This window comes from Chryseolinea serpens (genome assembly GCF_900129725.1).
Lineage (GTDB): Bacteria > Bacteroidota > Bacteroidia > Cytophagales > Cyclobacteriaceae > Chryseolinea > Chryseolinea serpens.
In genome coordinates this window covers 1,282,217-1,303,325 of sequence record NZ_FQWQ01000001.1, presented here as the reverse complement: position 1 = coordinate 1,303,325, position 21,109 = coordinate 1,282,217, and the positions used below count along the sequence as shown (strand labels likewise).

Genomic DNA, 21,109 nt, shown 5'->3' with positions numbered 1-21,109 from the left:
AGGAGAAGGCCTTATTTTTTTACTTCCCCGCAAGCAACGATAAAAGGTGATTTCCCGCGAAACCATAGACGACGTAAAAAACCGTGTCGACATTGTCGATGTGATCGGCGATTTTGTGACGCTCAAGCGTTCCGGCCAGAACTACAAGGCCCTCAGCCCGTTCACGAACGAAAAAACCGCGTCTTTCTACGTGGTTCCCTCCAAGGGGATTTTCAAGGATTTCAGCAGTGGCAAAGGCGGCGACGGCATCACTTTCGTGATGGAACACGAGGGGATGAACTATATGGAGGCCATCCGCTATCTCGCCAAGAAATACGGTGTCGAGATCAAGGAAGAGGCCCAGTCGCAGGAATATGCCCTCCAGGCCACCGAGCGCGACAGTCTCTATATCGTGATGAATTATGCCAAGGAGCACTACAAACAGCGCCTGCTCCACACCGAGGAGGGTAACGGCATCGGTCTCAGCTATTTCCGCGAACGCGGGTTCAACGACCGCACGATCGAGAAATTCGAATTGGGCTATGCCATCAACGCCTGGGACGATTTCAACAAACGGGCACTGCAAGAGGGCTATCGCGAAGAGATGCTGGACAAAGCCGGTCTCATCATCAAACGCGACGACGGCCGTTTCTATGACCGCTTTCGCGGAAGGGTAATTTTCCCGGTACACAACCTGGCCGGAAAGGTGATCGCCTTCGGAGCGCGCATCCTCACCAAAGAAAAAGATCAGCCCAAATACATCAACTCTCCCGAAACGGAGATCTACCACAAGAGCCAGGTACTCTATGGCATGTTCCAGGCCAAGAACGCCATCCGCCGCGAAGACTCCTGCTATCTGGTAGAGGGCTACACGGACGTGATCTCCATGCACCTGGCGGATGTCGACAACGTGGTGGCCTCGTCGGGTACGGCGCTGACGGAAGAACAGATCAAACTCATCCGCCGCTTCACCGAAAATGTGACGGTGCTCTTCGATGGCGATGCTGCCGGCGTGAAGGCGGCGTTGCGCGGGATCGACCTGATCCTGAAAGGCGGTCTGAACGTGCGCGTGCTGCTCTTCCCCGACAACGAAGACCCCGACAGCTTCTCGCGCAAGATGGGAAGCACGGCGTTCAAGCAATACCTGAAAGATCACACGCAGGACTTCATCTCCTTCAAGATCGACCTTCACGCCAAAGAAGCGGGTCAAGATCCCATCAAGAAAGCCGAGGCCATCCGTGATATCGTCACCACCATTTCGCTGATCCCGGACCCGATCAAACGGTCGGTCTACATCCAGGAGACCAGCCAGCTCCTGCGTATGTCGGAGACGGTATTGCTGTCGGAGATGAACAAGATCGTGATCGGCGAGCGGCGAAAGAAAGACCAGGACCGCGGCCGCGAAGTGCAGGAGCCGCCTCCGGATTTCATGAACGAGCCGCCGGTGACGGAAACGAAAACCGACGAAAACACGATGGTGCAGTTGCAGGAACGCGAGTCGATCCGCTTGCTCCTGAACTACGCCGAAACGCACTATGACGAACAGCGACTCGTCGACTTCATGCTCGCCGAATTGGACGATGTCGAGTTTACCGATCCCATACTCAAAGAAATATACCAAGGCTTCAAGGACGGCGCCGAACGGGGAGAAGTGGTAGACACGATGTATTTTATGGAACATGGCAGCGCTGCCGTTAAAGGAGTCGTGGCCGAACTCACCACGCCCCGCTACGAAGCCAGCAAGCACTGGCCGGAAAAAAACATCTTCTTTCCACACGAGAGGGAATTGCTTCACGACCTGGCCTATACGAACGTGTTGCGTCTGAAATTCAGAGTGATCCAGAAGCTGGTCGAAGATAATAAAGCGGAATGGCGGAAGGCTACCACCGAAGAAGAGCAGGAAAAGCACTTCACCATTCACGAACAACTAAAAGGTGCGGAGAAAGAACTGGCTGTCATTCTCGGTATCGTGGTGAACAAAGGGTAGCCAGGAACATACAAAAGAACTTTTTTGTTACTATGCTGACCCACAGGAGGCGGCTTAAACGAGAGGAAATAACGACTATGAGTGCTATAAAACTGAATACCATTGACGAGGCCATCGAAGATATTGAGAACGGTAAAGTGATCATTGTGGTCGACGACGAGGACCGCGAAAACGAAGGCGACTTCATCTGCGCCGCCGAGTGCATCACCCCCGAGATCGTGAATTTTATGGCCACCCACGGCCGCGGCCTTATCTGCACCCCGTTGGTGGAGGACCGTTGCGACGAACTGGGTCTGCACATGATGGTGGGCACCAACACCGCCGTTTATGAGACCGCCTTCACGGTGTCGGTTGACCTGATCGGTCACGGCTGCACCACTGGCATTTCTGCCCACGACCGCGCCAAAACGATCCGGGCGCTCGTAGACCCCGAAACCAAGCCCGAAGAACTTGGGCGTCCGGGTCACATTTTTCCCTTGAAAGCAAAACGCGGCGGTGTGCTGCGCCGCTCCGGCCACACGGAGGCCGCTATCGACTTTGCGCGCCTGGCCGGGTTCAAACCTGCCGGTGTGCTGGTGGAAATCATGAACGAAGACGGCACCATGGCCCGCCTGCCCGACCTGGTAAAGGTGGCCGAACGATTCAAGCTGAAGCTGGTGACCATTAAGGACCTGATCGAATACAGGATCAAAAAAGAAACCCTGATCAAACGCGAGATCGAGGTGGACATGCCCACGGAACACGGCCACTTTAACCTGGTGGCTTTTGACCAGCTCAATACCAACGAAGTCCATTTAGCGTTAGTAAAGGGAACCTGGGAAAAAGACGAACCCGTGCTGGTGCGCGTGCACTCCTCGTGCGTGACGGGCGACATCTTCGGATCGTGCCGTTGCGATTGCGGACCGCAGTTGCACAAAGCCATGGAAATGGTGGACCGCGAAGGAAAAGGCGTGGTGCTCTACATGAAACAGGAGGGAAGAGGCATCGGATTGTTGAACAAACTCAGGGCCTACAAACTGCAGGAACAGGGCCTCGACACCGTGGAAGCCAACCTGCAACTGGGTTTTGATATGGACGAGCGCGACTATGGCGTGGGAGCACAAATAATTCGTAACTTGGGTATAACAAAGATCCGACTCATCACCAACAACCCCAAGAAGCGTGTAGGGCTGATGGGCTACGGATTGGAGATCGTTGACAATGTGCCCATCGAGATTGTGCCCAATCCACACAACGAAAAATATTTATTGACGAAACGCGATAAGCTGGGTCATACCATTTTAAAGCATACATGAGATTGGTTTCATTAGTTGGCATGCGCAAAGAAGAGAGAGGTCTTTCGCCACGGATGGCGGGAGGACTTTTAATATTGTTGACCCTGCTGAGCACGGGCACCGCCCATGCCCAGTTCCCTTCCGAGCTTTGGCACGAAGGAAAGATCGTGTTGGTGGAAGGCGACACCTTGCGCGGCCTGGTGAAATACGACCTCCCCCAAAACCTGGTGCAATACTCGATGGCCGACAAACGCATCGAAGCCTTCAGCGCCCGCAAAGTATTGTTCTTCGAGATCTTCGACGCGTCGGTGCGCCGCTACCGGCAGTTCTTTGCTTTGCCGTATGTGGGTGGCAACTCGGGGGCCGACTATAAGACACCCGTGTTTTTCGAACTGCTCGCCGAAGGTGCGCTTACCTTGCTATCGCGCGAAGGGCTGGAGACCAGAATGTATAGCGGGTCGCCCTATTATAGCGGCTATTATCCTTACTCCTATGGAGGTGGCGTCTACAACCCCAACCGGTTGGGCAACACCATCACCGTGCTGGTGTACACGTATTACTTACTGGACGAGAATGGCAACATCACCGAATTCACCGGCAACAAGGCCGACCTGTTGCAACTGATGGGACGGAAATCGGAAGAGGTCGAAAAATACATGAAAGCCAACAAGCTGCGGTATGAAGATCGCTCCGATTTTGTTAGAATTGTGGCCTATTACAACTCGCTGATGTAGGCGGGCATTTTTTTAAGGCAACAACACACAACCCTCACCCATGAAGCCCCTGATCCTGGTATCCAACGACGACGGCATTACCTCCAAAGGCATCCTCACCCTCATCAACGTTATGAAAACCCTTGGCGACGTGATCGTGGTGGCACCCGACGGTCCCCAATCCGGTATGGGTCACGCCATTACAGTGGGGGAGACGTTGCGGCTGGAAGAGAATTTTATCTTCGAGGGCGTGAAGGCCTACGAATGCTCCGGCACGCCGGCCGATTGTGTGAAGATGGCCCGCCACTTTGTGTTGAAAGACCAGCGCCAACCCGACGTCGTGGTGAGTGGCGTGAACCACGGGAGCAACACTTCTATCAGCGTACTTTATTCCGGCACCATGTCGGCTGCTATTGAGGGTGCCATTGAAGGAACTCCTGCCATTGGTTTCTCCCTCTGTGACTTCTCGCACGATGCCGACTTCTCGCATGCCGAGGAATACATTCGCAAAATAACCAAGCAAGTGCTCGACAAGGGTTTGCCCAAAGGCATCGCCCTCAACGTCAACTTTCCCCCTAAGCGCAACGAGGCCATCAAAGGCATCCGCCTCTGCCGCCAGGCCAACGCCAAGTGGGTGGAAGAATTCGACGAGCGCTACGATCCCAATGGCCGCCGCTACTTTTGGATGGCCGGCAACTTTGTGAACTTCGACAAAGGCGAAGACAACGATGAGTGGGCGATCGCCAATAACTATGTTTCCATAGTACCCTGCCAGTTCGATCTCACGGCACACCAGGCGTTGCCGGTGTTGAATGAGATGTGGGAGATTCTTTAGAACGATACTTCCGAATGGCTTCGCACGGGTTCCTTTACTTTTGGCTTTTCAGCCGGTCCAAGTAGGCTTGCTTCTGGGTATCGATCGCGTCGTCGTATTGTGATCGAATGCTAAAAATTGTCGGATTGTAGACATCGCCGGGCTTGCGGTTCTCGTGCAGACCGAACTGACTGGCATGCGAGGCCACCCAAAGGTCGAACTGAACTTTCTTCATCGCTTCGAACGTATATTTATAATCCTTACCCACCTCGGGATAATTCGGCATGCCCCGAAGCTGGGTTTGAAGAAGGATGGTGGGGATATTGGCGATCAATACTCTCCAGGTGCAATCTTTGTCCTTTGCATCAAAGAGGAAGCTAGTCGACCCCTTGGTATGCCCGGGGTGATGCAAGGCTACGATTTTCATTTCGCCTAACCGTACCGTATCGCCGTCGCGTAGCAATCGGTCGGCTTTGACGGGAGCGAAGGTGGTTCCTTTATCACCGCCCATGGCAAAGTCGGATTTGCCTCCATCAGCCAGCACCTGGGCATCGTTTTTGTGGATCATCATTTGTGCCCCGGTCATTTTTTTTATCTCCGCCATACCGGCCACGTGGTCGAAGTGCGCCTGGGTGGTCAGGAGTATTTTTATGTTGAAAAAATCAAACCCTAAAGCCTCCACATTTGCGCGGATCATGGGTACTGAACCCTCCAATCCCGTATTGATGAGTATGTTCCCTTCTGGGGTTGTAATGAGGTAACAAGCCAGATCGTACGTGCCGACATAATACAAATTCCCGGCAATCCGGAAAGGTTCGTAGGGTTCTGACCAAGTGGCTTGTCCAAAGGATCTGGACGCGACAGACAAAAGTAGGAAGAGCAGGATGGAATGAAGAGAGACTTTGCGCATGACAAAAAACTGTTAAGGAATAAAAGTAGGAAGACGCATTTAATTTACCGTATACGATGCGCTAAAATGTTTTTTTGTGACGACCGGTCATCCTAACGAACCGGGAGGGTTTCGATGCGCCCATCTTGTAAGGTTACCTTGCCGGTTTCCAGCAGGGCCTTCAGCTTTTGCAGATTCTCCATCACGGCCGGTTGGATTTTCTTTTTTGCAAACCAGCCCACCACCCGAGGTATTTTCACCTGCCAGGCATCTTCCACTTTGGTGTGGTCACCTTGCGCAATGAGGGTGAAGCGCATCATCAGATACCGTTCGGGCGGCAACGTTTCGATCGCCACGACCTTTGGAAAGTCAAAGGTAATGATCTTGAAGTCCTGCGCGTCGGTCTTGCGCACCTGGTGAAAGACAGTACCCTTGGTGATGGGGCCATCGGTGATCTTGCTTACTTTAAGAACGTAATAATTCCACATCGACAAGTTTGCAAAGTCTGACAAGAAGTTGAACACCTCTTCGATGGGTCTGTTGATGACGATCTCGTTGTAGATCTCCATGGGTGCTGGCTTGTATTTTTTTAGTGGTCACGGGATGAATGAAATTTTTTCCGCCCGCACAAATCGTTTCAAGGCTTGAAATCATAAACCGTCGTGGGAACGCCGGTCGAAATCAGTTCTTGGTTTATGATCGGTTCAATGTTTTCCCATTTGCCGCCGGCCAGCCCGCAACCGATCCTGGGCATGTGAACGGAAGCGTTCTTCTCGCGGGCAAATGCGCTGACCTTTGCCAGTCCTTTTTGGATAGCCGGATATCGCACCGGCACATTTCCTTCCGCGTCTTTCTTGACATCGCGTTGCCCGATCACGTTGGCCACCCAGACGTCCTCTTCAACTTGCACAAACTGTACTTCACCCAAAGCAAAGTCGAGCTTGCTTTTAAACCACTTCCGGTATTCTTCTTCGGGTGCTTTCCACCGTTGCGTGATGGCCATAACAAAACCTTTGCCCCAACCCCCGATATCATTGCAGACATGGACTATAATTTTGTCCCCGTTTTCGGTTGGTGCCGTGGCGTCGCCTTCTGTATATCGTATATTCATTTTCGAAATGTTGCAGTTAAACTAATACTTTTATAGATATTTTTCAGAAAGGGATCTTTTACCAACGCAAATCTTGTGTCCGACGGCCTGGTTGATACTGGCGAGGTGCGTTTCCGCCGTCATGGTGATTTGATAGCTCAAAAGGAATTGCTATCTTAAGAAGATCAAATCGCTTGATTTTCTTTTTCAACCAGAGCAAAACTGGGACAGTTTACTTCGAAATTGGGGCCGTTTTTCAGCACGAAATGTTTAGAGAAGCCAGGATGGAGCAGACGCGGGTATGGATTGATGTACGGCAATCCGACCAGCACATAGGGTATTGAAGCATCCGAAATAGATGTTACACCGTCAGATCGCGAAAACATGACAACCTTTATTCCAAAAAGTTGGGTAAATCTGGCGACCGCCAGTATCATTTTGTTGGTTATTCTGAACATATTCATCACCCGCCGTAACAATAAAATAATTGAGGCGAACAAATTGCTTCAGCAGCAGACGGAACAGATCAAGGTGACGGTATCGCAGTTTGCCATCATCATCATTCACAACCTGGACCTGGGGTTGCGCGGCTATGCCCTGTTTGGAAAGGATAAATATTTGTTCCCGATGAAGTTCGCGCTGCGCGACAAAGACTCACTTTTCTATTCCGTGCGCAGGCTCCTGGAGGAACAAAAATTTCCGTTGGAGGAATACGACCGGTTTGAGGATTCCACCGAAGCCTATGCCACCCAATGTGTGCGGATGAAGATCTTGTTCGACGAAAATCAGAAGGAAGAATTTAACCGGTTGGCCGATTTGGATAATGGCTATAAACTATGGCTTCAATACGACCGGCTTTCGCAGTCGATCAACCGGTTCGAGAACACCATCAATGCGCAGGCGCAGGAGAAATACAGTGCCGCGCTCAGCAGCAATTATACGATCCAACTTATTCTGTTGCTGATCTGTGTGCCCACGCTGATCTTCACGGCGTTTCACACCAACCGGGAATTCAGAACGCAAGTGAAGCTTCGTGAACTGGAAGGCGAAAAGGTGTCCTTCCTGGCCCGGCAAAATGATGTGCTTGAGAAACTTGTGGCTACCCGCACACACGAAATACACCAGCAGAACATCGCCCTACAGCACAGCCAGGGCGAGATTGAAGCACAAAACGAAGAACTGAAGTCGCAACAGGAAGAGATCTCTTCACAACGCGATCTGCTGGCGCGACAGAATAAAAAACTAAACCAGGCGAAGGAGATCATCCTGCGTCAAAACAGAGAGATCCGGGCAACGAACGAATCGCTGGAAGAAGACATCAAGGAACGCACGAAAGTGCTGGTGGAATATAACCAGCAACTGGAGCAATTTGCCTTTATCGCCGCCCATAACCTGAGGGCACCTGCCGCGCGCATCCTGGGACTGGGCAAGGTGCTCGAGCTTTCGGAAGATAACAAGGACGAGGAACGGGCGATCATCAGAAGACTGATCTCATCGACGGCGGAAATGGATACGGTGATCAAGGATTTGAATGTTATCCTGGAGATCAAAAGCAACAACAGCAACTACTTCACGTCCGTCAATCTATACGATGAGTTGACGTTGGTGCGCTCCAACCTTTCCAAGGAGATCGTTGAGACCAATGCCAGCATCCGGGCGTCGTTTGATGCGGCCCCCATTATTTTATCGGTGAAGCCATACGTCGACAGCATCCTCTTTAACCTGATCAGCAATGCCATTAAATACAGGAATCCGGACAAGGTGCCCGTCATCGACCTGAAGACCGAACCTGCCGGAGATTTTATCTGTCTCACGGTGTCCGACAATGGATTGGGATTCGACGTCGACCAACAGCGGCAGAACATCTTCACGCTCTATAAACGCTTCCACTTTCATGTGGAGGGAAAAGGAATGGGATTGTACCTGGTGAAAACCCAGGTGACCGCCCTTGGCGGCAGGATTGAGGTGGACAGTGAGGTAAACGAGGGCACCACGTTTCGGGTGTATTTCAAACGGCGACAATTCAACTCCACGTAACCAATCCACTTTATTTTCTTTACAGGAGTGGCATCCGGATGCCCTCGTCTTCCCCTATATTTGGACACGTTTTTCAACGCATTGTTCCAACGATGAAGCATCGCCTATGAAGAAAGATCGCCTGGAGTGGTGGAAAGTTCTCACCATTATACTTTTATATTATACCGTCATCGGTGGGTTCCTGTTGCCCGTGCCACGGTTGCCGATCCTGAATGAAAGCATCCGCCTTTTTTATTTCCATTTCCCGATGTGGTGTGCCATGTTATTGCTCTTCATAGTCTCGGTGGTGTCGGCGGTCAAATATTTGAGAAGCGGCGACATCGCGGCCGACGACTACGCCGCCGAGTCGGCCAAGGTTGGGTTGTTCTTTGGCATACTGGGTTTGGCCACGGGCAGCCTATGGGCAAAAGCCACGTGGGGAACATTCTGGACAAACGATCCCAAGTTGAACGGCACCGCGATCGCCCTGATGATCTACCTGGCCTATTTTGTCTTGCGCGGCTCCTTGCAGGATGAAGTGCAGCGCGGGAGGTTGAGCAGCGTCTACAACATCTTCGCGTTCGCCATCCTCATCCCCCTCATCTTCATTCTTCCCCGGCTGACCGATTCTCTCCATCCCGGCAATGGCGGAAACCCCGGCTTTCGGCTGTTCGACACATCCCACGATCTTAAACTGGTGCTCTACACCGCCATTCTCGCGTTTTGCCTGCTGGGCTGGTGGCTTACGACCTTATTACTCCGCATAAAAACCTATAACCGCCTTCGCGATGAAATACAGTAAACTGATCTTCTTTCTGGCCCTCATCCTCTCGAGCTACAAATCCTATTGCCAGACCAACGCCCCCGTGGAAATGGCAGACACCCTTCGCAGCAATGGAAAGATCTACACGGTCGTGATCGGACTCGTGGTCATTTTGACGGGAGTGGTTTTATTTCTGCTTCGTGTGGATAAGAAGGTGAGGGACTTGGGGAAGAAGTAGTCGCAGTCAATCCGAACTTTGTTTACAATGCGATGATGATCCTTGGGCCCCCGGCCAGGGATAGCAGCGGAAAGCCCGAAGTGCGTCGGCCCGCGCGCGGCCGGACTTGTAGCGGATAGCCCGGCCCGAGGCCTCCGAGGGGGCCGCCTCCGATGGCGAACCTACAATATTCCATTCAACCAAAATAAGAACGGCGCCACCTTCGTTTTCGAAGGCGTAACCTTCTGAACGCTTTTTCTCAAAAACTTCACATCTGCGCCAGGTGGCTTGCTAACCCCATACAACCGCACCTTCCGATCCTTTCCCCGCAACAAGTGCTCACCCATATCCACATAACCACAAGGCAACGTCACCTGCTCCAAAACCTCTGCCGACACCAACAGGTCCCGTCCCAGCACATTGCACTTGCCCTGTATGCGGGAGGCCGTGTTGATGGCGTCGCCGTGAAAGGCAAGAGTTTTGTGGGTTATGCCCACCGGCGTGCGTACGACTTTGCCGTAGTGAATGCCAGCTTTGAATTGTGGAACAAGTCCATAATGTTTCCGGTAGTAGCCGGCGCGTTGCAAGAGATGATCGCGGAAGTAGAAAAAGTGCTGAAGGGCATATAGGAAGTTGACGGGTGAAGTTTTCCAGGTGAACACCGCTTCGTCGCCGATGTATTGATAGATCTCGGCTGCGGTTTGTTTGGCGGCCTTGGTCATGTCGGCAAAGCAATCCTGGATGAGGGCGCTGTATTTTGCGGGCCCCAATGTTTCGGCGTGTGTAGTCGATCCTTTCATGTCGAGGAACATGAAGATGCGTTCTTCTTCCACACCTTTGGCCTGGGGTGAGAGGATGTGGAGCAGGTCGCTTGTTTGTATCCACGCTGCGGCTAGTTTTGAAAGCTGCAATAAGAAAGTGATCAGCAGTATGTATACAGCCATCACCAGCAGGTTGGTATGCATCAGTGAAAGCGATAAGATTTTCACCCCCGACGTCTTTCCCAGCAGCAAGGGCACCAGCACCGAAGTGAGTGCCAGGCCCAAGCAGAGGTTGGCGAGGCCTTTGACGAGCACGCGCCGGACAAACCCCGGACGCCTGAGCCACGCATCAAAACGCACATCAAGCCAACTGAAGATCAACCCGTCGATCACCCCCGAGAAGGCGACGACCAAAAACAAGTTGCCATGATCGACCTCCGGCGTTAACAGGCGCAACAAAGGTGCCGCTGTTCCATCGGCAGCGGTCGTATACAGCGCGGTGCCCAGGCCCCAAAGTTTGATGGCGACAAACAGTACCTTGGCAAAACACCAGGTAACGGTGTGGATCACAATCCACTTTCGATTTTCATTCCAGAAGCGCATGAGGGTCTTTTTTAAATCGTTGAATTAGGATGAGATCATGCCGCGGAACGGTCTGAGTAAGCATGGCCCACATCGTTGTTCGCCGGTGTCAGACATTGGTCCGGGTGTGCCCATTCAAATCCCATCCAGGCCTGAGCGAATGCTACGCCCCCGAGTAGGGTGAGGGAAGCGAGGTTGCTGTGATAGTCGAATACATAAATTGAAACGAGTCCGATGACCAGGGCCAGCACAAAGCCGGCGATCATGATCCATAAGGGACGCTTCGAAATGATGCCTTGCTTGTTCAGCCCGATCGTCAGCAGCCCTGTGCCGATGAAGAAGGGCAGGAGTAGTGGGATGAGAAATATCAGACCGCCGGTTTGCATGAACGCCATCACGCGCACGACGTCCTCTTGAATGTGTACGGTGTTGTCGGTCATGTAATAGGCCAGCAAGTGAAAGAATGCGTCGACACACCATCCCATGGCGCCGATATTCAGCAACACGATGCCGGCGAGGGTCATTTTTTTGTGGGGAAGAAAATGCTGCGACACCAGGCAAAGGGCAACCGAGAAGAGTAGGGACGAAACGATTTGTGCGATCACCGAATTCAGCACGCCGTTGCGCGCCGCCTTCACGATCTGCAGAATGTGCGCCGCGTCGGTGGTGCCGGGATCGGGCATGAAAAACCAGCCTAGCCAAAAGGTGATGGCGGCCATCATGAGCAGGAAGCCTGCGGTTCGAATAGATTCGTTCATGGTCTTGATCTTGATCTTTTAGAAGGTATGTTATTTATAAAATGACCATCCTGAATTAAGGCGTTGATGCTTTTAACCAGGATGATCATGGTTTTTGAAATGGCTTTATGTCAAAGTATGGTTACAGACGATGCCAACTCGGGTTCTGCAACCGGCTGGGCCGGTTTGGTGAACCGGGCTTTCACCCGGTCTACCAGATAATACATCATGGGCACAATGAAGACGGTGAGCATCAGCGAAGAGAGCAGACCGCCGATCATTACGATAGCCAAACCGTTCTTCCACTCCGACCCGGCCCCTTCGGCGAGGGCGATGGGCAGCATGCCGATCACCATGGCGATGGTGGTCATCAGGATGGGACGCAACCGCGCCTGACCGGCATCGATGAGCGCGTCGAACGTGCTGCGGCCTTCCTGTTTGCGTTGGTTGGTGAAGTCCACCAACAGGATGCCGTTCTTCAACACCAGACCGATCAGCATGATGATGCCCAGCATCGTGAAGATGCTCAGCGTGCTCATCGCGAGGTTCAAGGCAATGAGGGCGCCGATCAGCGCGACAGGTACGGAGAACAACACCACGAAGGGATAGACAAAGCTGTCGTAGAGCAATACCATCACGAGATATACCAGCAAGATGGCGGTGGCCAAGGCCAGTCCCAGTGCTTTGAACGAGTCCACCTGGCGTTCAACATCGCCCGTCCATTTCATTTCCACCGAAGACGGCAGGGGATGAGCGGCCACGGCAGCGTTGATGTTTTCGGCCAGTGTTCCGGACGTGATGCCGAGCACGTTGCTTTTCAGCGTCACCGATGTGCGCCGGTTTTTTCTCTCCAGCATGGACGGCCCGCTGCTCTGCTTCACGGTGGCAAATTGCGTGAGGGCGATCTGTTCGCCTTTGCTGTTCACGAAACCGATGCTCTCCACGTCGGTGGGATTGCTGCGGTCGAATTCATCGAGGCGCACGTTGATGTCGTACTCGTTATTGCCTTCGCGGTACTTGGCGTCGGTGTTGCCGGCGTAGGCATTTTGGAGCGATGCGCCCACCTGACCAACACTCAGCCCAAGCCGGGCCATCTTTTCACGGTCCAGTTCGATGGTCAGTTCCGGGCTGCCGTCTTCCACGCTCACCGACACGTCGTTCGCACCGGGAATGCTTTTGATGCGTTGCTCCAGTTGTTTGGTAGCCTTCATCAACTCGACCTTGTCCTCGCTGTTCAGCACGATCTGAATCGGCTCTTCCGATTTGGTGATACCAATGACGGTGGAGTTTACTTTCAATCCTTCGTACGTTGCTTCCAATGCTTTGCGAACACGGAGCATAAAGGCAGCCGTGGTCTCATTCCGTTTCTTGGCATCGACCAAACCCACGGTGATCTCCGTTTTGTTCTCGCTGCCCACGGTAGACATCACACCCGATGTACTTGCACCTCCCACATTGGCCAGCACGGTTTCCACGCCGGGTTGTGCCAATAAATAGTTTTCGATGGCGCGTGAACGGATGTTGTTTTCCGTGAGGGCCGTGCGTTTGTCAAATTCAAATTTCAGCAGCAGCTTGCCACGGTCACCCGACGCCACCATTTCTTGCCCGAGGATGCCCAGGCTCATGATGTAGGCCGTTGCGCCAAAGGCGGCAAGAATGGCGAGCCCGGTGATGAGCTTGTGCCGCAGGGTCCATTTCAATTGATGTGTATAGCCGTTGATGACGCGGGTCACGATCGACTCAAAGCCCAGCAATACTTTGTGAAACACATTGTTGGGGTTGAGGTGCGTCACCTTGCCAAAGCGCGAAGCCAACCAGGGTGTCAACGTGTAGCAAACGAAGAGACTCATCAACGTGGACACGACGATGGTGACCGAATACTGGCGCAACACATCGCCGATCACGGTGTTGATCAACGCAATGGGAAGGAACACCACCACATCCACCATCGTGATGGCCATGGCCGAGAACCCGATTTCCTTACGGCCGTCGAGTGTGGCCTGAACGCGGTCCTTGCCCATGTGCAGGTGGCGGTGAATGTTTTCGAGCACCACGATCGAGTCGTCGACCAGGATGCCGATCACCAGCGACATGGCCAGCAAGGTCATCAGATTGAGGGAATAACCAAACAGGTACATGGCGATGAACGTCGAGAGCAGCGAAGCCGGGATGGCCACGAGCACGATCAGTGAGTCGCGAAGGCTGTGAAGGAAAAGCAACATGACAGCGGCTACCAGTATGACTGCGATCACCAGGTCGTGTGTCACCGCGTCGGCGGCTTCGAGCGTAAACTCGGAGGTGTCGTCGGCAATGATGATTTTGACACCTTGTGCCGCATACTTCTTTTCAATCGAGGCGATCTTGGCGTGAACTTCTTCACTGATCTTCACGGCGTTGGCATCGGTTTGTTTTTTGAGGCTGATGGCAATGCCTTCCTGTCCGTTGAAGCGGCTCACCGATTCCTGCTCGCGTGTGCCATCCAATACATCGGCCACGTCGGCCACCCGCACGGGGCTGCCGGCACGTGTGGCGACGATCAGGTTTTCGATCTGCGTCATCGAACTGAATTTTCCGGCGAGGCGCACGGTGATCTGGTCGTCGCGTCCTTTGATCTTTCCGGTGGGAAAATCAAGGTTGGCGTTGTTCACCGCGTCGGTCACTTGCGACAGGGCCAGGCCGTAGTGAGCCAGTTTATCTTTGTCCACTTTCACCTGGATCTCGCGCTTCTGTCCACCGAGCAACCGGGTTTCGCCGATGCCTTCAATTTGTTGGATCAGGGGCAGGATCTCGTTTTCCACTAAGTCGTAAGAGGCTTCGGCACTCATGTCGGCCACCACCATCAGGTCCATGATCGGTTGATCGCTTGGCGACACACGTGAGATGGAAGGCGACTCGGCGTCGTCGGGCAGATCGTTCAGGATGTTGTTCAGCTTGCGCTGGGCTTCTTCTTGTTTGGCTTCCGTGTCGGTGCCGACACTAAATTCAACGACAATGACGGAGACCCCTTCGAAAGATTGTGACAAGACGCTTTTCACGCGGTCGAGTCCGGAGACGGCATCTTCCACTTTCCGCGTCACCGACTGCTCCACTTCAGAGGGCGCAGCGCCGGGATAGGGTGTGGTGATCACCAGCGTCGGCACTTCCATGGGAGGCAAGAGCTCATAACGCAACGTGGTATAGCAATAGAAGCCGCCGAGCATGAGGATCGTGAAGATGACGATGATCACCGACGGTCTTTTGATGGATATTTCTGTTAAGTTCATATGGAAATGAAAATGAGTTGGTCTTTGGTGATTACTTTATTTTACAATTTCAACTGGCGAACCGTTGCTCAGGTTGATGTGACCGCTGGCGACTACAACGTCCCCGGCTTCGAGGCCTTCCACAACTTCAATAGACGTGTCATTGGCGTTACCGGTGCGGATGGAACGAAGCGAAGCCCTGCCATCGTGGATCACAAACACGTGGGGATCTTTGGCAGAGCCCAACAGGGACGTCCGGGAGATCACCAGCGATTCGTCTTTCATGCCTTTGTTGAGTAGGGCTGTTCCATACATGCCGGCTTTCAGCAACGACGCAGGGTCAGTGTTCTTTAGCAAAATGCGGACGCTGTAGTTGTGCGCATTGTCGCCACGGTCGGCCACCTGGTCGGTCTTTCCCCACAGCGTTTTGCCGGGATAGAGATCGGTCTCAATCGCGATGGAATCGCCTTCGTGAAAAAGGAAGATCTCTTTTTCAGGCACGGAGATCTCGAGCTTCAATTGCGAGAGGTCGGTGATGCGGGCCACGGCTCCGCTACCCACAACCGAACCGGGCTCTACATCACGCAAGGTCATAGTGCCGGTGAAGGGCGCGATGATGCTGCTCCATTCGATTTGCTTGGCCAGCTGTTTCACTTGTGCCTGGGCATTGATGAGCGTCAAGCGCAGGTTGTCCAGTTGCAGGTTGCTCACGCCGCCACTTTGGGACGCGCCCTCATAGCGTTCCAGGTTTCGCTTGGCGTTTTGATAAGTAGCCGCGGCGGAGCTGTATTGTGCCTGAAGAAGGTCGTCGTCGATTTGCACCAGCCGGGAACCGGTCACTACGTGATCGCCTTCGTCAAAATAGACGGCTTCTACTTCGCCATGTACCTGGGGTACCAGCATTACTTCGCGAAAGGCTGCAAAGGTGCCGGTATACGTAAAGGTCTTATGTAAGCTTTTTACGACGGCGGTGTCGGCCTGGACCAGCACTTTTTTGTTGGCGTCGGGTCGGTAAACGTTTTCTTCTACCGTGCGTTTGTTGTTTTTCAATTTGAACGCTACCGACACAAAGAGCACGGCGATCAAACTGGCAATGATGATTTTTGTTTTCATGATGGTTTTTTTTCTTGTTGGTTTTACTTTTTTAATGATCGGGTTTATGGTTTTGCGATCAATGTCCCGTTGGCCTTTTTCAGCGAGAGCTCTGCAAGTTTGAGGTTTAGCAAGGCAGTGCTGTAGTTGGTCCGGGCATTGGTCAAATCGTTTTGGGCGTTGAGCAGATCGGTGAGCGTCGTGATGCCGCTTTCATACTCACCGCTGGCGCTTGCGAATAATTTCTCCGCCAGGTCCAGGCTCTTCTTATTGCTGTCCCAAAGTGTTTTGTTCGAACGGTATGTGCTCAGGGCATCCTCCAATTCTTTGTCTGCATTGGCGCGCATCATGGCGAGCGTGTTGATGTTGCGTTGTATGGTCATTTCTTTTTGGCGGATCTGGTTTTGCTTGCGGAAGCCATCAAACACGGGCACCTTCAACGTGAGGGCGAAATAGCTGCTGCGCACCCAATCGTGGTGAATGGGAGTGAAGGGGCCGAACGCGTTGTTGTAGCCGGTGAAGCCGTATGAAAAAGTGTTGGTCAGTGTTGGCAGATAACCAGCCGCAATATTTTTCTTTTCAAACTGCGCCACCTTGATCTGGGCCTGTTGAAACTTCAGGTCGGGGCGCTGCGACAGGTCGGTTGTTTCCGGCATGGCGAGCAGCGCGGCATAGTCGAACGACTGCACGGCCAGGGAGTCGTTCACGTCCATGTCCATAAGATTTTTCAAGGCCGTCATGTTCTTGCTCAGCAGGAGTTTCTGGTTCTCATATTGATTGCGCAGGTTTTCCAGGTTGATGAGCATGCGGTTGTGGGCGTTGGGCGATACCAGTTCGTTGTCCTTCAACACGGCGTTGATTTGGGTGGCGTGTTCGAGGTTGGCGAGGTTGGTGGCGAGGCGCACGAGGTTGTCGTTCAGCACCTGGATGCTGTAGTAGGTGGCGGTCACATTGTAGATCACATTTTCGCGCACGACGTGGTCTTGCAGATGCGTGGCATCTTGTGCGGCCTGGGCGGTCTTCACACCAGTCCGGACCGATTGGTTGAACAGCGACTGGCTGAGCTGGAGGTTGGCTGACGAAGTTTGGCGCATGTTCAGGCTCAGCTTGGTGTATTCACCTTCGGGGCCGCCAAACGCGGAAGCTGGCGCATACTGAGCAGGCAAGTCCTTATAGTAGAGCGATTGCCCGGCGAGGTCCACGGTGGGTAGCAGGCCGCTCTTCAATTCTTTGACGCGAAAGGCGGATGCGTCCATGTCGAGCTGGCTGTTTTTTAGTTGTTGGTTGTTTCTCAGGACTGCGTCGATACAGTCTTCCAGGGAGAAGGTTTGCGCGGCCAGGTCTGGGCATAAAAGGAGCGAGACCAGGAGGAGGAAGAGGGAAATGGTTTTTGTCATGAGCATTGGTTTTTGAATGATGCCGGGGTTTACGCCCATGGAAAGCGGTTCGGACATGCGATTGGGTTCGGATTGGGGAATCCGAACCTGGTTTAGGTGCGGATTTGGGAGTTCGGTCGTGCTGGGTTGGGGGTGGTGGCCCCCGGTGGGAAATAGGTGTCCTTGGGAAGGGGTTGGCGGAAAATAGTTAGGTGGTGGCTTTAGGTAACCCGCTAAAGCGGGTTGAGTTGGGATGGTCGCCTTCCCCGGGTCCGTGCCACTCCGATGATCGGAGCGGACGGACCCGGGGGTATGATGGGGAGCCTTACAGGCTCCAATCCCGTTGTGCGTTCTTAATAATGCAATTGTTGTGGATCTCTTCGGGGTTAGGCGGCGACCGTTTGCGTTTGGTGTTGCTCTTTGAATTCGGTGGGGGTGAGGCCGGTGAATTTTTTGAAGACGGTGTTGAAGGTGGTTTTGGAGTTGAAGCCGGAGTCGAGGGCGATGGCCATGACTTTTAGGTTTCGGTTTTTGGGGTCAAGGAGGAGGCGCTGGGCCTCGGCCACGCGGCAGCCGTTCACCAGGTCGTAGAAGGTTTTCTGGAGGCCTTCGTTGATGGCTTGCGAAACCTGGTAGGCGGGGGTGTTCAGTTGGTCGGCGAGATCCTGGAGGGTGAGTTCGGCCTGGAGGTATAACTTCCCATTGTCCATGAGGCCCTGGATGCGAGCAACGATGTCGTCTTTTCGCTCAGGGTTTAGGGTGCTCTTTTGATTGCGGGCTTCGGTCTCCTCGACAATGTGAATCTCTTCCAGAACTTCCTCACGGCTGACCTTTGGTCTTGCTTGCCACAATGTAGGCTGGGTCATGCCTTTGAACGTGACGGCATATAAATAGGGCGTGACGATGGCGGTGTTGATGAGAATGATCAGCTTGAAGTACTCCGGAAATTTCAGGATCATAAAATAAAAAAAGATCATCCAGATCGTGAGCACGAGGAAACCGTTGATGAGCCACCGCATCCATGCCAGGTCGATGCGGCTGGTTTCCGAATACAAATGTTGAATAGATCGTTGATACGACGATAATGCCCTTCCTGCAAAATAGATATAGACCAACATTTGGATCAGGCGGAGATACACCCGCGCCATTGGCCAGGGGCTGTGGATCACTTCCGGCGGCACTTGTTTCGATGGGGGATATAGCGGAGCAATCTTCACCACGATGTAGGCCTCTATGGCGACAGCGATCAGGAACAAAATGAAGTGCGGCCAGGCTTTGCGAAACGTGATTTGCTCGCGAAAACTGCAAACGTAGAGGTATAAAAAGGGCGCCACTAACAAGAGCACCGGCGCCAGGTAGAGCACGCGCTGCCAGGAATAGAAATGTTGCACCAGCGGAGCAAACATGGGGACGGTCAACGACAGGATATACCCCACCAGGTAAATGTTCACCGACCGGTCGCCGCGTGGATTAAAAAAAATAAGCGCCGCCAGAAAGAAAGCCTGTACGATTCCCGCGCTGACAACGAACAACAACATGTTTTCGGTGACGGTCATAGCAGGGAGGGGGGTTGCGGCTTATAAAGATAAGAAATTCCAGCCTTCCGGTATTTCCCCCAACATGCACACGATAAAATAAAAAGGACCTCCTATTTCAATAGAAGGTCCTGCACAATGATCAACTAATCCGGAATGGGCCGGCCGTTAGCATCAAAGTGGAAGGTCTTGGTTTTATCACCGTCCTTTATTTCGACAATGTATCCATCGTAGTTCCCCAAGCGATAGAAGGTGCCGTTCTCCCAACCCTTATACCGGTAACCCTGAAGCTTCGAGCGCAAACTGGCGGGAATGTCCTCGGTCTGGATCTGCACCATCTCCATCGCATAATTGTTAGACGGCTCCGACAGCGCAGCCACACCCTGACGTTCCCCCTTCATCGAAGTACTATCTTGCTCCTGAGCGTACATACCCGCCACACCCAAAAACAAAACACCAGCGAATAGTAATATGAATTTTTTCATACGCTTGATTTTAGTTTGACATACTGATTTAAGTCTTGACGATTTTTTACACCAAAAACTTTAACCCGTCATCATCAATCCCTAATCCCCGCGCTCTGCCTCACCCTGACTACTGGTTCCCGGCTTTTGGCTTCTGGCTCCTGAGAAAAAGGAACCCGGCGACGAATTCGAATTCAAAAAGCGTACCCGGGCGTGTACTGGAACGGGACGAGTGTTTTTCGAAATAATGGGTTAGATTGGGGTGGTCCGATGGGAATATTTATGTACAGCGCCTGCCCATCAGGGTAAATCTTTCCACACGCTGGCTTCGGATGGGAACTGGAAAGAAGGCATCGACCGGAAAGTCAAACGGGCAGATGTGCATTTCCTCCCGGCATAACATCGGCAAGACATGGACGTTTTATCAGCGGGCTTTGCCGGGCTTAAACGTGTCCCCGCCGGTCCTTTAGGATTTTAAAAACAGAAACAAAAAAGATGAACCTCACACACCCCTCTTCCTCCGTCTTTATCAACCACCAGGTGCTGGTCGACGGCCTCTCCATTCATGTGGTCGAAGCCGGCAAACCCGAACGACCCGCCATCCTTTTCCTGCATGGCTTTCCCGAAAACTGGTCTGCTTTCGAGCAGGTCATGGCGCTGCTCTATCGCGACTTTCGTGTGGTGGCCATCGACCTGCCGGGGGTGGGCACCACGGGCGGTATTTCCTCGACCACCAAACTGGCGATTGCCAAACTCGTGAAACGCCTGGTCGACAACCTCCGCCTGAACCAGTTGACTTTGGTTGGTCATGATGCGGGGGGAATGGTCACCTACGCCTACCTGCATGCCTTCCCCAACACGTTGGAAAATGCCATCATCCTGAACACCGCCATCCCGGGGATCGATCCCTGGGAGGAAGTGAAGCGCAACCCGAACATCTGGCACTTTTCCTTTCACAACGTACCCGAACTGCCGGAGATGCTGGTGGGCGGCAAAGAGCGGATCTATTTCGAATTCTTTTTCAATGCCATCAGCGCACACTCCGAGAAGATCAACAAACGCGCGCGTTCTATCTATGCCGATGCTTATGCCAAGCCCGAGTCGTTAAAGACGGCTTTCAATTGGTATCGCTCTTTCGCACAAGATGAAAGGGACAACCGCGAGAGCCGGTCCACCATCATCGAAACCCCCGTGCTCTACATCCGCGGCGACAAGGAGTATGGCGACATCAACACCTACCTGAAGGGGTTCCGCGAAGCCGGCCTCACCAACATCGAAGGCAAAGTGATCGAAGACTGCGGTCACTTTTCGCCGGATGAACAACCTGAGAAACTGGCCGAGGCCATTCGGGAATTGTTGAAAGTAAAAGTTTAACCTGCGCTCAGATAGGCGCAAAGTTTGTGGGAAACGGTTTGGGGAGATTTTGTAACAACCCGTGGAGGAATTATCCCCAAGCCATTTTCCATCGGCTTAACACAGGCGTAACACCGGACTACTTCATTCCGGGAGTAACTGGATTCAGGCGCTTTAGAGCCGTTTAATTTCCCTGACGTACTCATTCTTCTTTACTCAGGTCAT

Annotated in this window: 18 protein-coding genes; 8 read left to right on the top strand and 10 right to left on the bottom strand. The window is 52.9% G+C overall.

Going from position 1 to position 21,109, the window contains the following annotated elements; translation table 11 throughout:
- Nucleotides 1-46: 46 nt before the first annotated feature.
- From dnaG to surE, 4 genes are all read left to right on the top strand, one after another.
- A complete protein-coding gene (gene dnaG / locus BUB30_RS05100) occupies nt 47-1,966 on the top strand; it encodes a DNA primase (RefSeq protein ID WP_073131666.1) in 1,920 nt (639 codons plus the stop codon).
- Between the two features lie 77 nt (nt 1,967-2,043).
- Nucleotides 2,044-3,261: a bifunctional 3,4-dihydroxy-2-butanone-4-phosphate synthase/GTP cyclohydrolase II gene (locus tag BUB30_RS05095; protein WP_073131664.1), complete on the top strand. Its 1,218-nt coding sequence runs from the start codon at nt 2,044-2,046 to the stop codon at nt 3,259-3,261.
- Nucleotides 3,258-3,974: a hypothetical protein gene (locus BUB30_RS05090; protein ID WP_143164767.1), complete on the top strand. Its 717-nt coding sequence runs from the start codon at nt 3,258-3,260 to the stop codon at nt 3,972-3,974. The genes BUB30_RS05095 and BUB30_RS05090 overlap by 4 nt, the downstream gene beginning before the upstream one ends.
- Nucleotides 3,975-4,014: 40 nt before the next feature.
- Nucleotides 4,015-4,788 (top strand): 5'/3'-nucleotidase SurE, encoded by a 774-nt coding sequence (surE, locus tag BUB30_RS05085; protein WP_073131660.1) that lies wholly within the window; start codon nt 4,015-4,017, stop codon nt 4,786-4,788.
- A gap of 34 nt (nt 4,789-4,822) precedes the next feature.
- Here surE and bla read toward each other — a convergent pair whose 3' ends face one another.
- The 3 genes from bla to BUB30_RS05070 form a co-directional block, all read right to left on the bottom strand.
- Nucleotides 4,823-5,677 carry a subclass B3 metallo-beta-lactamase gene (gene bla, locus BUB30_RS05080; RefSeq protein WP_073131658.1) on the bottom strand — a complete coding sequence of 285 codons (855 nt, stop codon included), beginning with the start codon at nt 5,675-5,677 and terminating at the stop codon, nt 4,823-4,825.
- A 92-nt stretch (nt 5,678-5,769) separates the two neighbouring features.
- On the bottom strand, nt 5,770-6,225 hold the full coding sequence (locus BUB30_RS05075) for an SRPBCC family protein (RefSeq protein WP_073131656.1): 456 nt from the start codon (nt 6,223-6,225) through the stop codon (nt 5,770-5,772).
- Nucleotides 6,226-6,293: 68 nt separating this feature from the next.
- Nucleotides 6,294-6,767, bottom strand: coding sequence for a macro domain-containing protein (locus tag BUB30_RS05070; RefSeq protein WP_073131654.1), 474 nt, complete (start codon nt 6,765-6,767; stop codon nt 6,294-6,296).
- A 363-nt stretch (nt 6,768-7,130) separates the two neighbouring features.
- Between BUB30_RS05070 and BUB30_RS05060 the strand changes: the two genes are divergently transcribed.
- The 3 genes from BUB30_RS05060 to BUB30_RS05050 all read left to right on the top strand — a co-directional run bounded on the left by BUB30_RS05060 (nt 7,131) and on the right by BUB30_RS05050 (nt 9,763).
- Nucleotides 7,131-8,783 carry a sensor histidine kinase gene (locus BUB30_RS05060; protein ID WP_073131649.1) on the top strand — a complete coding sequence of 551 codons (1,653 nt, stop codon included), beginning with the start codon at nt 7,131-7,133 and terminating at the stop codon, nt 8,781-8,783.
- A gap of 106 nt (nt 8,784-8,889) precedes the next feature.
- Nucleotides 8,890-9,564: a cytochrome c biogenesis protein gene (ccsA, locus tag BUB30_RS05055; RefSeq protein WP_073131648.1), complete on the top strand. Its 675-nt coding sequence runs from the start codon at nt 8,890-8,892 to the stop codon at nt 9,562-9,564.
- The gene (locus tag BUB30_RS05050) at nt 9,551-9,763 is read left to right on the top strand and encodes a CcmD family protein (protein ID WP_073131647.1); all 213 of its coding nucleotides are present in this window, start codon (nt 9,551-9,553) and stop codon (nt 9,761-9,763) included. Before ccsA ends, BUB30_RS05050 begins: the two co-directional genes overlap by 14 nt.
- A 161-nt stretch (nt 9,764-9,924) precedes the next feature.
- Here the strand turns inward: BUB30_RS05050 and BUB30_RS05045 are convergent, their stop codons facing one another.
- The 7 genes from BUB30_RS05045 to BUB30_RS05015 all read right to left on the bottom strand — a co-directional run bounded on the left by BUB30_RS05045 (nt 9,925) and on the right by BUB30_RS05015 (nt 19,552).
- Nucleotides 9,925-11,106, bottom strand: coding sequence for an adenylate/guanylate cyclase domain-containing protein (locus BUB30_RS05045; RefSeq protein WP_073131646.1), 1,182 nt, complete (start codon nt 11,104-11,106; stop codon nt 9,925-9,927).
- Between the two features lie 35 nt (nt 11,107-11,141).
- A complete protein-coding gene (locus BUB30_RS05040; RefSeq protein WP_073131644.1) occupies nt 11,142-11,843 on the bottom strand; it encodes a hypothetical protein in 702 nt (233 codons plus the stop codon).
- Nucleotides 11,844-11,953: 110 nt separating this feature from the next.
- Nucleotides 11,954-15,085: an efflux RND transporter permease subunit gene (locus tag BUB30_RS05035; protein ID WP_073131642.1), complete on the bottom strand. Its 3,132-nt coding sequence runs from the start codon at nt 15,083-15,085 to the stop codon at nt 11,954-11,956.
- Between the two features lie 36 nt (nt 15,086-15,121).
- Nucleotides 15,122-16,177: an efflux RND transporter periplasmic adaptor subunit gene (locus BUB30_RS05030; protein WP_073131640.1), complete on the bottom strand. Its 1,056-nt coding sequence runs from the start codon at nt 16,175-16,177 to the stop codon at nt 15,122-15,124.
- Nucleotides 16,178-16,221: 44 nt separating this feature from the next.
- Nucleotides 16,222-17,610 carry a TolC family protein gene (locus BUB30_RS05025; RefSeq protein ID WP_084137909.1) on the bottom strand — a complete coding sequence of 463 codons (1,389 nt, stop codon included), beginning with the start codon at nt 17,608-17,610 and terminating at the stop codon, nt 16,222-16,224.
- A gap of 308 nt (nt 17,611-17,918) precedes the next feature.
- Complete coding sequence (locus tag BUB30_RS05020) at nt 17,919-19,088, bottom strand: helix-turn-helix domain-containing protein (RefSeq protein ID WP_073131636.1); 1,170 nt, start codon at nt 19,086-19,088, stop codon at nt 17,919-17,921.
- A gap of 125 nt (nt 19,089-19,213) precedes the next feature.
- The gene (locus BUB30_RS05015; protein ID WP_073131634.1) at nt 19,214-19,552 is read right to left on the bottom strand and encodes a hypothetical protein; all 339 of its coding nucleotides are present in this window, start codon (nt 19,550-19,552) and stop codon (nt 19,214-19,216) included.
- A gap of 474 nt (nt 19,553-20,026) precedes the next feature.
- Here BUB30_RS05015 and BUB30_RS05010 point away from each other — a divergent pair, with 474 nt between their 5' ends.
- The gene (locus BUB30_RS05010; RefSeq protein WP_073131632.1) at nt 20,027-20,905 is read left to right on the top strand and encodes an alpha/beta fold hydrolase; all 879 of its coding nucleotides are present in this window, start codon (nt 20,027-20,029) and stop codon (nt 20,903-20,905) included.
- The last annotated feature ends 204 nt before the right edge of the window (nt 20,906-21,109 follow it).

Coding starts and splice junctions, on each gene's coding strand:
- ccsA (WP_073131648.1), top strand. CDS start 8,890: ATGAAGAAAGATCGCCTGGAGTGGTGGAAAGTTCTCACCATTATACTT.
- BUB30_RS05010 (WP_073131632.1), top strand. CDS start 20,027: ATGAACCTCACACACCCCTCTTCCTCCGTCTTTATCAACCACCAGGTG.
- BUB30_RS05040 (WP_073131644.1), bottom strand. CDS start 11,843: ATGAACGAATCTATTCGAACCGCAGGCTTCCTGCTCATGATGGCCGCC.
- BUB30_RS05095 (WP_073131664.1), top strand. CDS start 2,044: ATGAGTGCTATAAAACTGAATACCATTGACGAGGCCATCGAAGATATT.
- BUB30_RS05075 (WP_073131656.1), bottom strand. CDS start 6,225: ATGGAGATCTACAACGAGATCGTCATCAACAGACCCATCGAAGAGGTG.
- bla (WP_073131658.1), bottom strand. CDS start 5,677: ATGCGCAAAGTCTCTCTTCATTCCATCCTGCTCTTCCTACTTTTGTCT.
- BUB30_RS05015 (WP_073131634.1), bottom strand. CDS start 19,552: ATGAAAAAATTCATATTACTATTCGCTGGTGTTTTGTTTTTGGGTGTG.
- surE (WP_073131660.1), top strand. CDS start 4,015: ATGAAGCCCCTGATCCTGGTATCCAACGACGACGGCATTACCTCCAAA.
- BUB30_RS05045 (WP_073131646.1), bottom strand. CDS start 11,106: ATGCGCTTCTGGAATGAAAATCGAAAGTGGATTGTGATCCACACCGTT.
- BUB30_RS05070 (WP_073131654.1), bottom strand. CDS start 6,767: ATGAATATACGATATACAGAAGGCGACGCCACGGCACCAACCGAAAAC.
- BUB30_RS05030 (WP_073131640.1), bottom strand. CDS start 16,177: ATGAAAACAAAAATCATCATTGCCAGTTTGATCGCCGTGCTCTTTGTG.
- BUB30_RS05060 (WP_073131649.1), top strand. CDS start 7,131: ATGACAACCTTTATTCCAAAAAGTTGGGTAAATCTGGCGACCGCCAGT.
- BUB30_RS05050 (WP_073131647.1), top strand. CDS start 9,551: ATGAAATACAGTAAACTGATCTTCTTTCTGGCCCTCATCCTCTCGAGC.
- BUB30_RS05090 (WP_143164767.1), top strand. CDS start 3,258: ATGAGATTGGTTTCATTAGTTGGCATGCGCAAAGAAGAGAGAGGTCTT.
- BUB30_RS05025 (WP_084137909.1), bottom strand. CDS start 17,610: ATGTCCGAACCGCTTTCCATGGGCGTAAACCCCGGCATCATTCAAAAA.
- BUB30_RS05020 (WP_073131636.1), bottom strand. CDS start 19,088: ATGACCGTCACCGAAAACATGTTGTTGTTCGTTGTCAGCGCGGGAATC.
- BUB30_RS05035 (WP_073131642.1), bottom strand. CDS start 15,085: ATGAACTTAACAGAAATATCCATCAAAAGACCGTCGGTGATCATCGTC.